The 12,342-nt window shown below is 42.4% G+C and carries 11 protein-coding genes; 5 read left to right on the top strand and 6 right to left on the bottom strand.

Annotation, left to right across the window (positions count from 1 at the left end; translation table 11 throughout):
* Positions 1-798 precede the first annotated feature (798 nt).
* From KWJ01_RS04510 to KWJ01_RS04500, 3 genes are all read right to left on the bottom strand, one after another.
* A complete protein-coding gene (locus KWJ01_RS04510; protein WP_224995231.1) occupies positions 799-1,200 on the bottom strand; it encodes a response regulator in 402 nt (133 codons plus the stop codon).
* A gap of 16 nt (positions 1,201-1,216) precedes the next feature.
* On the bottom strand, positions 1,217-3,910 hold the full coding sequence (locus KWJ01_RS04505; RefSeq protein ID WP_224995230.1) for a PAS domain-containing protein: 2,694 nt from the start codon (positions 3,908-3,910) through the stop codon (positions 1,217-1,219).
* Positions 3,911-4,268: 358 nt separating this feature from the next.
* Positions 4,269-4,706, bottom strand: a complete 438-nt coding sequence (locus tag KWJ01_RS04500) for a response regulator (RefSeq protein ID WP_224995229.1) — start codon at positions 4,704-4,706, stop codon at positions 4,269-4,271.
* 710 nt (positions 4,707-5,416) lie between these two features.
* Between KWJ01_RS04500 and KWJ01_RS04495 the strand changes: the two genes are divergently transcribed.
* Positions 5,417-6,973, top strand: coding sequence for a PAS domain S-box protein (locus tag KWJ01_RS04495; protein WP_224995228.1), 1,557 nt, complete (start codon positions 5,417-5,419; stop codon positions 6,971-6,973).
* A 77-nt stretch (positions 6,974-7,050) separates the two neighbouring features.
* Positions 7,051-7,632 carry a helix-turn-helix domain-containing protein gene (locus tag KWJ01_RS04490; protein ID WP_224995227.1) on the top strand — a complete coding sequence of 194 codons (582 nt, stop codon included), beginning with the start codon at positions 7,051-7,053 and terminating at the stop codon, positions 7,630-7,632.
* Positions 7,633-7,682: 50 nt separating this feature from the next.
* Here the strand turns inward: KWJ01_RS04490 and KWJ01_RS04485 are convergent, their stop codons facing one another.
* The 3 genes from KWJ01_RS04485 to KWJ01_RS04475 all read right to left on the bottom strand — a co-directional run bounded on the left by KWJ01_RS04485 (position 7,683) and on the right by KWJ01_RS04475 (position 10,180).
* Positions 7,683-9,251 carry an ISL3 family transposase gene (locus KWJ01_RS04485; protein WP_224995226.1) on the bottom strand — a complete coding sequence of 523 codons (1,569 nt, stop codon included), beginning with the start codon at positions 9,249-9,251 and terminating at the stop codon, positions 7,683-7,685.
* A gap of 102 nt (positions 9,252-9,353) precedes the next feature.
* On the bottom strand, positions 9,354-9,662 hold the full coding sequence (locus KWJ01_RS28255; RefSeq protein WP_224995253.1) for a hypothetical protein: 309 nt from the start codon (positions 9,660-9,662) through the stop codon (positions 9,354-9,356).
* Positions 9,656-10,180, bottom strand: coding sequence for a two-component regulator propeller domain-containing protein (locus tag KWJ01_RS04475; RefSeq protein WP_224995225.1), 525 nt, complete (start codon positions 10,178-10,180; stop codon positions 9,656-9,658). The genes KWJ01_RS28255 and KWJ01_RS04475 overlap by 7 nt, the downstream gene beginning before the upstream one ends.
* Positions 10,181-11,134: 954 nt before the next feature.
* Between KWJ01_RS04475 and KWJ01_RS04470 the strand changes: the two genes are divergently transcribed.
* The 3 genes from KWJ01_RS04470 to KWJ01_RS04460 are packed head-to-tail and all read left to right on the top strand — an operon-like array spanning position 11,135 to position 12,241.
* The gene (locus KWJ01_RS04470) at positions 11,135-11,410 is read left to right on the top strand and encodes a hypothetical protein (RefSeq protein ID WP_224995224.1); all 276 of its coding nucleotides are present in this window, start codon (positions 11,135-11,137) and stop codon (positions 11,408-11,410) included.
* A gap of 37 nt (positions 11,411-11,447) precedes the next feature.
* Positions 11,448-11,912, top strand: a complete 465-nt coding sequence (locus tag KWJ01_RS04465) for a hypothetical protein (RefSeq protein WP_224995223.1) — start codon at positions 11,448-11,450, stop codon at positions 11,910-11,912.
* Between the two features lie 38 nt (positions 11,913-11,950).
* Entirely contained in the window at positions 11,951-12,241 is a 291-nt protein-coding gene (locus KWJ01_RS04460) for a hypothetical protein (RefSeq protein ID WP_224995222.1), read from the top strand.
* Positions 12,242-12,342 lie beyond the last annotated feature (101 nt).

Below are 12,342 nucleotides of genomic sequence, written 5' to 3'. Positions count from 1 at the left end.
GACCGAATCTTCGGAGCTATGGAGCATTACTAAACACCTGTTATGAAGGTGCTGCACCGCTTCCCAATGGAAGAATAGATAAGCCAGATGATGTTTTCCTGTAACAAATGATACACCATAAGACACTTCATCGTTTGTCCCGGGGTTTTATGGAGGCATTGGCGCATGATGTCTATCAAGGGCACCTCGACGTTATGAAGTGCTAATCAGTCAGTATGTTTATTGCTATAGAAATCAAAGTTCCTGATGTTCTTGTCTAGGCCCATTGCCTCCAGTACTATCCGATTGAACTTTTAAAAATAGTTTTTGCAAACATGTTCAGCCCCAGATTCATAAAACCTGGTAAAGACAAAATAGTGTACGGGAAATTTCTTGAATTTTAAATCCAGAATGAGATGTTTAAGGAAAGTATACGGTTCTCTGAATTTCGCACCTAATGCTGATTTACCCTAATTATTGATAAGGCATATTGCCTCAAAAACTATATCTCTAAATACAATGAAACGCTTGATTTCTGCGATGCATATAGCAGAAATTGGGACTGGTGCTACATAATTGTGACCCATGCTGAAACCAGATTAGATAAAGCCATTTTTTTTGAGCAGTTGAGTTGCCTAAAGAGAGCTATGGGATTTTCTAACTAGTCCATAATGCCTGAGCTTTACAACTCAGCTATTCCAAATTAACAATCATCATACCGATCTTGAATCCACCTGATTAAGCAGGTCAATATCCTTCAAAATGGTTTCGCAGTCTATACATGCTCTAATCTTTGGCACACTAGCTGAAAAAGAAACATTACAGATACTTTTCAAGAATTCCCTGCAAAGATTCTTCCAACAGTGGTTTGGTTAGATAATCGGTAACCCCTGCATTTTTTGCCTGCTCAATATCTTTTGGGTTGGGTGATGTAGTGAGCATCACGATCTTCAAAAAGTATTTACCGGGAAAATCCATTTCATGATAAGCTTCTAGAAAAGTAAAGCCATCCATGACAGGCATGTTAATGTCTAAAAGAATCAACTCCGGCATAGTTGGTTGGGCTTGCCTGGCTAGTTCTTTTAGTAAATCTATAGCCTCTTTCCCATTACGAGCCTGAAAAAGCTGCTGGGTAACTCCCATCTCCAGGATAAGCATTTCATTGATGATGTTCGCCGTTTCATCATCATCTACCAGAAGAATGCCTTTTAGTTTCCTCATTTGATTATTCTCGATTTTAATTCAAGGAATAGTTCTGATGTAAAAAATATACCCTAAAAGTTGAGCCTTCATTTAATTGGCTCTGCACCTCTATTTTCCCCTTGGCATTCTCGATGATTTTCTTGACGATGTACAAGCCCACACCGGAGCCTTCTACGTGGTCGTGCAGGCGCTTGAACATGGCAAAGATTTTGCTATCCTCGGTCAGATCCATTCCCAGGCCATTGTCTTCAATAGAGAGCACCTGATATTCCTGCTCAAAATAACAGCTGATCCGGATCTTTAAGTCACGCTCAGGCGAACGGTATTTTACAGCATTGGAGAGCAGGTTGTAGACAATGCTTCGGGCATTCTTTGCGGAAAAATGAATGGGAGCACAATCTTTCATATTGATCTCAATTGCTGCATTTGTCTGCTCTATTTGAGGGGCCAAGTCAAGTTTTACCTCACTAATGATCTCAGTAAGATCAACCTGAGAAAGATCTTCTCCTATGCACTCTCTCTGTATCTTGGTAATTTGTGTTAGATCGTTAATGGTTCGTTTGAATCGTTCTATAGATTGGGTGATCAGTCCTGAAAGCTTTTGAATCGTAGGGGATTGCCTGCTGTCGGCAGAGAGGTTCCGCATCAAGGCAATCATCAAACCCTCTATGTTAGAAATGGGAGCTCTTAAGTCATGGGAAGCCGTATAGATAAAGTTATCCATATCTGCATTGATAAGGCTTAGCTGCTGGTTAGTTTGATGCAGCTCCTCGTTGCTGGCTTGAATTTCTTCGTTCGCGGCTTGCAATTCTTCATTGGCAGCCGCAAGTTCCTCTGCTAATTTCTGTGCGGCTTTTTCACTCTGCTCCTGTTGCTCTCTGGCTAAAACTTCTTTTGTTTGATCCTGCAAGGTGCCATTGAAGCGGTAAGCTTCCTTACCTTCGTTGAACCAGGCTCTACCCTTAGCCCTCACAATGCGTTCCTGCTTCGTATGAGGATGAACAATCGTATAGTCAATGTCATACTGCCCACCTGATTCGTACTGCCAAGCTTGGGCAATAGCGTCGGTTACACGCCCTCTATCTTTTTCTGCAATTACATCCAGCGCCAACTGGAGGTCGATCTCTTCATCGGGCTGCAGGCCAAACCACTCCTTTAACCTGCTATTCGCTTTCAGTTTATTGGTCAGTGGGTTTACATCCCAAGTACCAAGCTCTGTAGCCTCGATAGCAAAACTTAGCTCATCTCTGCTTTCTTCTAGTTGTTCTTTTGCTTTTATTTGTTCTGAAATATCTGAAATGAGTGCAAAGAAACCAACAACCTCTTCTTCCATCTTATGGGGAATATAGCTTACAGAAATATCTCTAAGGCCAGCTTCCTTGAAATAGGTTTTAGTTACATAATTTACAGTATCTCCTCTTAAAACTGAATTTATGTTGGGTTTAACATTGGCATAAGCAACATTCCCTATCACTTCTTCAATCTTTCTACCGCAAATTTCAGAAGAAGACTGCTGAAACCATTTCTCATAAGCTTTATTATTGAATCTATACCGTTCATCAGCATCTACGTAAGAGATTAGTACTGGCATAGCATCAGTAATCAGCCTCATTTGGTGCTCACTAGCTGCCAACTCTTTGGTGCGCGCTGCTACTCGTTCTTCCAGTTCATTATTTGTTTCCAGTAATTGTTCTTCGGTTGCCTGTAATTCTTCGAGTGCAGTGGCCAATTCCTGGTTTAACGCATGCAGTTCCCTCATGGCTTCCTGCTGTTGCTTCTGGGCTTTTCTTAATTCAGTAACATCGTGCATTACGACTACTGCTCCTAAGGTATCTCCACTTGAGGATCGGATGGGTTGGCCATCAGCCAGAAGCAGCCTTTTTTTCCCATTCTCCGGTGCAATCACGATTTCTGCACCTTTGAAAGTTTCTCCTCTAAAGGCTCTGTACAAGGGAATTTCGGCTGTGGCCAGCGCTGTTTCTCCATCGCCGCAGTAGAGGTTGAAATAGGAGGCCCATTGCTCGGGGGGGAGAGGCCTTTCACTCAAGCCATGCATTTCGCGGGTGGCTTTGTTGAAAAGAGATGTGTGGCCGTTCTCATCGCAGGCGATAACGCCATCGCTGATATGCTCAAGGATAGCCTTTAAAAAGTTACGCTCCTTCTCAAGCACTTCTTCGGCAGTTTTTCTAATCGCTGCCTCTAATTTTAGTTTTTCATTGGTTTGCTGCAGTTCTTCCCGAGAGGTTAACAATTCCTCAAAAGCTTCTTCTAACTCAACCTGCTGCTCCTGAAGCTTATGATTGAAGGCCTGATGTTCTTCTTCTTTAAGATCAACATATTGATTGAAAGCAAACAATTCTACCTGAGCATAAAAAACATCCAGTTCCTTGGCGATGGCCAAGCCTTTCTGCAGATCCGTGGTATACTGGCCTACAAAATCCAGCATCATTTGTTTGCGCACATGATACACCAATACCAGATCAGCGGTTGCCACACCTCCTCTAGGGACACTGGGGAGTGTATTTGTACGCCATTTCCGTATGGATTCTTTTGAATACTCCAGTGCCGTTTGTTGCTTCAATTGAGCAAAGAAGTTTTCCAGTCCATCTTTGACAAAAGCAAAAAATTCAAGATCGCTTAGATGACTAAATACTTTTAGCAGTGGTAGATTTACCTCTCTGGCCAATGCAATATTTGCTTCAGTTGCCTGCTGCAAATGATTCTCCAAAAGGTAGGTTGCAAAGTCTTTTAAATGGGAAAAACTTTTATCCGCAAGTGTAGAAACAGTCATACTACAGCATCTTTATGGATCAGAAGTCGTGTCAGCATTATTCAGTAATCAAACATAGAATAAATTTTCTAATACAACCATGAAGGTTTACCGCAATTGTAAAATCAAGAAAAGCAAATAAACTGTGAATGATGCTTTACAAATCTTTTCCTTGAAGTAAGGACAGGCTGATTGTGGAGCGAAAGCATATCACATCTCTGGTATAGTAAACAAATGTAGATCACTACACCGACCTTTTGCTAGCCTTCCCATGTAATTTCAGCAGCAAATCGTGCGCATGAAAAATGGGGAGAGATTAATGCACCTTTGGGCAACACTTATGTTGATATGCTTTTATAACTTCAAGGGCATTTTCTGAAGTGAGCGGCTTAAACAAAAAGTAATCTACCTGGTAATTTGCTGCCCTTGCTTTATCTCGTTCATCCATTGAGGAAGTCATCAAAACAACAAACAGTTTTCTCATGTCTATGCCGGGCAGATTCTGAACTTCCTCTAAGAGCTCAAAAGAGTTGAGGATTGGCATGTTGATATCCAGGAAAATGATATCAGGACAAAAACCATTTCCAGCACCTTCGCTAAGGTAAGCTGTCTTTAAATATTCCAATGCCTGTGCCCCATCTGGCAGGCAAAGGATGGTATCCACAAACGGCTGCTCCACAAGAATCGACCTATTAAGGAAGCAGGTTATTTCATCATCATCAACAATTAACACTTTCAACAAAGTATTATTCATAATGCACTTGTATAGAACCTGATATATACATTCAAATTAACATTTTATCATTCTTCTGCAGATCGTTCGCCAAACCGAACAACACACAAAAGGAAAGCATAAACCACTGCAAGCATTTATAAAAAAACCTAGGCTATCATCAACAGCCTAGGCACATACTTGCTTGCTTAATAAATATGAAGTTCAAAAAAATCTATGCGAAACTCAGGTAAAAAAATATGCAAGCTTGTGGGTATTACGTTATCACAATCCAAATGGTTAGGTTCTGATCAACATTTTTTTTGGAATTAGAAAGCTGAAATTTATTTGATAATCATCCTTGTAATTGTACAAATTATCAAACACAGCTTTTACACTTTCTGTTAAATTGTGACGCCTTACTTAAGGTGGTGGCGTTTAAATAAATTAGCCGGATTTTTTCTCCTGCAAAGCTGTGAAATAGAAGTACAGCAATTTTCGAAAAGCATTTATTTTTCTTTTGGAACAGGAAAATGTAACCTAAAGCATAAGGAGCAAAACTATATTGAATTGGCTGTTGATTTTCTGGCCAACTCACAAGGGATTGTAGGAGCCTGAGTTATACCATTCATGTAGAATGTTGCTGTAAATAACATTTAATACGTTAAACAGATAAGAGGCTTTTTTTTCCATTTGTAAATAGCTGGACTATCTTGCAAATCATGATTGATGATATCTGATCCGGTTAAGGCATGAAAAGAGATAAAATATATTCTGATAAAACCACCACTTCTCAGGTAGACTTTTCTACCTCCAGTGCAAATTTACTAATCCTGGAAGAAGACGAAGCTACCTATAGAATGTTGGTAGATAGTGTTAAAGATTATGCCATTTTTATGCTGGACGCAAGAGGATATATCAAGACCTGGAATATAGGTGCTCAACGCCTTAAAGGTTATGATAAGGAAGAAATCATCAACAAGCATTTTTCTGTCTTTTACCCAGAAGAAGCACTCAAGATAAATCATCCTGCTTATGAGCTTGAAGTGGCTTCAAAAGTTGGCAGATTCGAAGAAGAGGGATGGCGGGTACGGAAGGACGGCTCCCTGTTTTGGGCCAATGTGGTTATATCTGCTGTTTATAATAAAGACAAGCAACTGATTGGTTTCTCCAAAGTTACCCGAGACCTGACCGAGCGAAAAACTCTTCAAGACCAATTAAAGGAGAGCGAAGAAAGAGCTCGCTTACTCATCGAAAGTGTTAAAGACTACGCCATTTTCCTGCTTAACCCAGAGGGCTATGTTGTTACTTGGAACGAAGGAGCAAAGCGAATTAAAGGATATGAAGCCCATGAGATAATCGGTTGCCACTTTTCTAAATTTTATCCCCTGGAAGCCAATCCAACTGAATACACAAAATTCGAACTGGCCACTGCAATTGAGCAGGGAAGGTTTGAGGACGAAGGCTGGCGCGTGAAAAAAGACGGATCCAAGTTCTGGGCCAATGTTGTTATTACGCCCATCTACAATAAGGAACATCAGCACATTGGTTTCACAAAAGTAACAAGAGATCTAAGCGAACGGGTTCGCAATGAAAACCTCATGAAGAAGAACCAGGAGCTACACAGGCTTAACACCGATCTTGACAATTTCATTTATACAGCCTCACACGATCTTAAAACTCCTATATCTAACCTAGAAGGCCTTCTGACGCTTATGGCAACCAAAGTAGGACCTAAACTGGATAGTACAGAAGAAAAATTCATAGAGCTGATGGCAACTTCAGTACAGAAGTTGAATGATACAATACTTAGCCTGCTTGAAGTAACAAAGGTCCAAAAAGATCTGAACAGTAAAAAAGAACCTGTTTCTGTTCAGCATATGCTAGAGGATGTAAAAGCAGAGCTTGTTGAGATGATAAACCAATTCCAGGTGGAGATCCAAGAGCAACTAGAGGTTAAAGAGATCATGATAGCCCGTGCACATTTAAGAAGTATTCTCTTTAACCTATTGAGCAACGCCATAAAATATCATTCCCCTGAAAGGCAGCCTAAAATCATCATCAGGACAATGGAAGAGGATTCCTGTGTTGTATTGAGCATCAAAGACAATGGCTTAGGACTCACCAAACCTCAGGAAGCCAAACTATTCGGCATGTTCAAGCGCTTCCACAGCCATATAGGAGGGATGGGCATTGGGTTATATATTATCAAAAGAATTATGGATAGCCTTAACGGCAAAATCGAAGTTGTCAGCAAATTGGATGTTGGAACAGAGTTCAAATTGTATTTCAGGGAGCACACTTCGTAATAAAGCTGTTCTATTTCTCTTGGTCTTATTATGACTGACTTGTCCTGAAAAAAGTTAACCGCAAAAATGGTTAACTTATGGAAGAACTTTTTCAGCTACGCATGCAAGAGCATGAACTTTCAATGCGCCAGATGGTGGAAGAAATCCACCGAGGTCAGCTCAATATTGGGCAAGCGGCAGCCAAGTTTAAGGTTACTCGTCAGACAGTGAAACATTGGCTGGATAAAGTAGAAGGTGAGGCAGCAACAGCTAATGAACAAATTCAAGTAGGTCCTACTATGCTGCCTAAAAAGAAGAAAAGAAAATCTCCACGGTCGGTAGATCAATCAGTAACACAAGTGGAGGAGCTACAGGCTCGGGTGTTTTCCCTGGAGCAAGAGCTGGAAGCGGCTAAATTCAAGGCTATCTACTACTCAACTCTTGTTAGAGTAGCAGAACAAGAATTGGGTATTGATATCGAAAAAAACTTCGTTACGGGGTCGCCTAGACCAAGCTATGGCGCGGCCACCGTCAGATTCATGCAAGTGAACTATCCTAATGTTCACATTCGCCAATTAGAGAGATTGCTTGCTGCTCCACAGCGGGATTCAGCCGACAAGCCTATTATCAATACTGGCAACGGCAGGTACAAGAACTCAACTACGATGAACAGCTACTAGAGCTGGTTGGATATTTCGGTAATGCTGGTTCAGCGTCAGATTTGGTGAAACTAAGCTGAATTGGCAAGAACACGTAGTCGCAGTAGCCCAAAGCTGGCCCTGCCGTACATTTGCCTTTTGATATTTTTCAAGCGGTTGACCTGCCCTTCTGTTTGTCCGTTGCTCCAAGAAGAGCTCATCGCCTGATAGACTGCATCAAAGTCCTGTCGGATTCCCTGTACAAAGCTTTTGAACGGAGCATGTTGAACAGCTTTTTCACACCAAGCCTGCAGATTATCTCCCTTCTTCTGCGCCATCATGCTTTTGAATTCCAGGTTCAGCTCCCAGAGCTGTTTTAGTAAGGAGCTTTTCTCTAGTAGTTTCGTCAGAAACGGCTTTTGCTTACCCTCCCATTCTTGCTCTGTTTTGCAAAAAGCGATGCTTAAGCTACGAGTGGAATAGTTCTCGACTTTTCGTGCAGGAGGCAGTGAAAATGCATCTCCTTTTTTGGGATAGTTCGATAGGAAGCCTGCCAGAATGGTATAGGAGCCATTATAGCCTCTTTCTTTGATTTCCTGCAAGAGTGTCTTTGCACACTGCTGGCCTTCTTGCCAGCGCTGGCGCAGGTAAGCTTCATGGGCTAAAAGATTGGTGAGCCGTGGATGGCATTTTGGTACAAAAGTCTCCAGGAGGAAGTACTTTTTTACCGTATTACGGGAGATGCCCAGATGACGAGCGATGGCTTTGATGGAATAATGCTCACTTTGCAACTGTTTTACCTTCTCATAGAGGGCATACCTTTTTTCCACACGTACACCGGTAGCTTTCTCTGGTAGTTCTGCTGCAGCCTCAGGCTTTGCCTGCTCAAAAACCTCCTGGGCTGTTTCTCTGATCAGGGATCTTTGTCTATCCAGAAATTGGGTGGTATTCTCTCCCAGATTCTTGAGCAAATGCCAGCGATCGGCTACCTGCACAGCGTCTGGACAGGCCCGGGTGATGGCATGCGCGTACACAGAAGATCGATCTCTGCTGACAATTGCAATGCCTGGGTGTGCCAACAGCCAAGCTTCTAAAGTTTTGCCTTCCCGATCCGGCAACAGGTCTATAGGCTTTCTTTTTTCCAGGTCTACTAGTATGGTGACATAGGTTTCCCGCTTGCGAAAAGCAAAATCATCTACACCCAGAATACTTGGAGTGTCTGGTTCACTTGTGGGGCACCCTTTGATGTTTCTTAGTACAGTAGAAGCGCTTAATGGTAAACCGATAAGCCTGCAAATCCGGGCCCCAGGCTTAGCGCCCATCTCACAACCAATACAGATCACCTGCTCACCTACCCGAAGCAGTCTTCTGCCATAGCGCTTCAGGCAACTTTCCTGCTGCTGAGCAAAGATTTTCCTGGGGCAGCCCTGCTGCTGGCAGAAAAATTTGCGGGTGCAGAGTCGCAGCTCTACTACTTTACCACTGATGGGCAGATCTTGCAGTTTCCGCTCATAGCAACTGTGGATGCGAGTACTTAAGCTATTACAGAGCGGACAGTAAGCGCCAGGGGCTGTAAACTGAAGCTGGAGGGTAACTTTTGCTTCGGTAACGGAAGTAGCTAATACTTCAAATTCAGGTGGTATAAGCAAGCTGGTTTCCATCTTTGCTTAACCATATTCAGGAGGTTTTTGACCTTCTTCACCAAATTTGACGCTGAACCAACATGCTCCGGAATATCCACTGGTAAAGCAAGTTAGAGCAGATCATCCACGACTTGGAGGCAGAAAGCTATATCTACTCCTAAAACCTGAAATGGACAAAAGGGAAATAAAGACAGGTAGAGATGCCTTCTTTGACTTACTCTCCACACATAAACTGCTAATAAGAAGACGCAAGCGCAGGATAATGACTACTTTTTCCAGGCATAGGTTTAGAAAATACCCAAACCTGATAAAAGAGTTGGTCATAGTAAGGCCCAACCAGGTGTGGGTAAGTGACTTTGCATCCACAGTCGCTTTGTTAAGCCCTCTGGCAGTTGCAAGCCAGATATTCCCAGCCCTGTCTTCTAAAATATCCAGTATATGATTATCAGAAATACTGTTTTCGTCTGCCGGATCATGATAAAACCACTCAAAACTATTCTTTTCTGATCATAGCGATTAAGTCCACTGGCAGTTCCTACCCACACAGTACCACTTTTTGTTGAGCAGACTGACCACACGGCATTATCAGAAAGAGAGGTGCTGTCCTTGGCATCGTTTAAAAAGCTGATGAATTTATTTCGCGAATAGTCATAGCGGTTCAGACCACGGAAGGTCCCTATCCACAAATCTCCACCCGCACCGGCTACAATCTCAATGATATCATTGCTGCTAATGCTGTTGCTATCTGCATTATCATGCTTATATACGCTGAAGTTGTGACCATCATACCTGTTTAGACCATCCCGGGTACCAAACCACACGAAGCCCATCTGATCCTGAGCAATCGTAATCACAGAACTCTGGGATAAACCATCAGAAACTGATAGATGCCTGAAAACAAAGTTGTTCTTTTGCCCTGATGCCGATAATGAGAGAAAAAAAAGCAAAGTACACAGAGAAAAAGTAAGCCTTCCCTCAGCAACAATGAATTTCTTGATATACTTGATATATAAGTAGCAGACATACCAGTTGATTGTAGTGCACCAGTAGATTCAATTCCAAAATACTAATAAGCTGCTGAATTCTTCAGCAAGACAGACTTTACTTTCTGTGGTTAAGCAGCAGTTTCATCACGATAAGCAATGGCTGTTGCAGTAATTATAATTTTTTAGCAGCAACCATTTCCTAATTGGCGCAGCAATTGTTATAACACAACCACTACATATGCACAGGCTGCTTGAGAAACCCATGACAGTTAGTTTGCCGGGCACGCCCTTACTGGCTACCCTGCCACTACCTGTCAGGCTTTACAATTAAACCAATCACTGTATAAATACTAAACTACCGTTACATGGAACCCCATAGCTTCACCCAATAAAATGTATACATTCTGAAAAGGTCTAAAAATGTTTTTATATCTATAAAATGAAGAAGAGGGATTTAGCCCAGTTAAACAAGCAGAACGAATAGTTTGTACGATTTTAGCCTTCAACCGTACTATTTTACCCTCCCTTATGTACAAGACAAAACTGCAACCTGGTTGTATCTTTGTGGAAATACAAGATTCCTCTTTTGATAAAATCAAGGTAATCAGGCACTAAGATTAATGGTACGCTCCAATTTTACCCTTTGTGAATAGTAGATGGCAAGATAAATGCAAAAAGCGGCTAGCAGGCGGAACTATGGCAGACAAATTTCATAGGTACGTAATTGGATTTACTTGAAGAATGTCTAAATTGAGTTGTCAACAGCACCATTGCTACAGCCCAACAGTGAATTACCCCTGCCACTTTGAGACTTCTCAAAAATTTTGATGTTGGTACAATCACTTCGGATTAACCTTATCCCTTCCCTACCCTTACATGCATTTTATAGCAAAGTCGCTTTTCCGCCTATTTATCATGGTAATTAGCACCACCCTTTGGGCATGCTCTGATACGGGAAGTTACACAGCCACAGGAACCATTACTGTTATAGAAATGGGCAAAGATGGCTATACGGCCACACTTAATACTGGTAATGGTCAGCAAGTCAATGCAGTGATCAGCCGTATAAACATGGCGAACAGCAACCAATACCGGCAACTGCAACAGGGTGAGCAGGTAACCGTTGTTGGTGATAGCACACGGATAGGAGACTTGATCAGCATCAGAGTGATGGAAATAAAAAACCCTTAGCCCCTCTCCGATGAGACGTATGCTTATCGCTTCAGCTATGCTTTGTAGTTTTTTCAGCTGTTCCACTACTAATGAAGAAACCTACAGCCAGGCTAATACTGCCAGGGACAGCGCTTCGACGCCGCCACAGGTGAACACCGGAATGTTGTGCTTCCTGAAAGTAGAAGGTCAGCAAAACCAGGATACTGCATTTATCCAAATGAATATTGAGGGCAACAATATCACTGGCTCGTTTCACAACCTGCCACATGAAAAAGACAAAAGAAAGGGAAAGCTGCAGGGAACATTAAATGACAACATCATCAGCGCCAGCTGGATCTATATGCAGGAAGGGAAAATAGACACCCTGCCTGTGCAATTTATGATATCGGATTACCAACTGCTGCAAAAGCCCTACCAGCATGATACTGTGACAGGAAAAGCCTCTTTAGCTGATTCCGCTGGTTTCACCATCCGTTTTCAGGCAACAGATTGCCAGCAGCAGCCCGGAGCAATCAAATAATATATGCTTTACTGAATAACACTTTGGGGGGTAACGGGATGCGTGCACAGCTTCATTATCAAGAGCTGGCGGGACAATTGGGAGGAGCTTTCCGTGCCACGGCGACTGCTTTTCTGGATTTTCCCCTGGAGATCCGTAAGATCATCTACACCACCCGGCGGCCCGGTACTAACATCATCGAAAACCTCAAAGGGAAAATCCACAAGTTTACCGCAGCGGCGGCCGCCAAAAATAAGCTTTCATATCCCACTGATGAGGCCGTGATGAAATCCGTTTTCCTGGCTGTGCAGAAAGCAACCAAGAAATGGACTATCCCCATCCAGAATTGAGGTGTGATCCTGAACCAATTTATGATTATGTTTGAAAATCGTCTAAAACTCTAGCTAGCCCAAAATTCATTTACACACTTTTCGGGATGGTGTAGGCCGGC

It is taken from the genome of Cesiribacter sp. SM1, assembly GCF_020178975.1.
GTDB lineage: Bacteria > Bacteroidota > Bacteroidia > Cytophagales > Cyclobacteriaceae > Cesiribacter.
Note: the sequence above shows the minus strand (reverse complement) of the source record. Positions and strands in the feature narration are given on the sequence as shown.

Bases quoted from the DNA above. Each gene is read 5' to 3' on its own strand.
- KWJ01_RS04510 (WP_224995231.1), bottom strand. From the start codon at position 1,200: ATGAGGAAACTAAAAGGCATTCTTCTGGTAGATGATGATGAAACGGCG.
- KWJ01_RS04500 (WP_224995229.1), bottom strand. From the start codon at position 4,706: ATGAATAATACTTTGTTGAAAGTGTTAATTGTTGATGATGATGAAATA.
- KWJ01_RS04495 (WP_224995228.1), top strand. From the start codon at position 5,417: ATGAAAAGAGATAAAATATATTCTGATAAAACCACCACTTCTCAGGTA.
- KWJ01_RS04490 (WP_224995227.1), top strand. From the start codon at position 7,051: ATGGAAGAACTTTTTCAGCTACGCATGCAAGAGCATGAACTTTCAATG.
- KWJ01_RS04485 (WP_224995226.1), bottom strand. From the start codon at position 9,251: ATGGAAACCAGCTTGCTTATACCACCTGAATTTGAAGTATTAGCTACT.
- KWJ01_RS04470 (WP_224995224.1), top strand. From the start codon at position 11,135: ATGGTAATTAGCACCACCCTTTGGGCATGCTCTGATACGGGAAGTTAC.
- KWJ01_RS04465 (WP_224995223.1), top strand. From the start codon at position 11,448: ATGCTTTGTAGTTTTTTCAGCTGTTCCACTACTAATGAAGAAACCTAC.
- KWJ01_RS04460 (WP_224995222.1), top strand. From the start codon at position 11,951: ATGCGTGCACAGCTTCATTATCAAGAGCTGGCGGGACAATTGGGAGGA.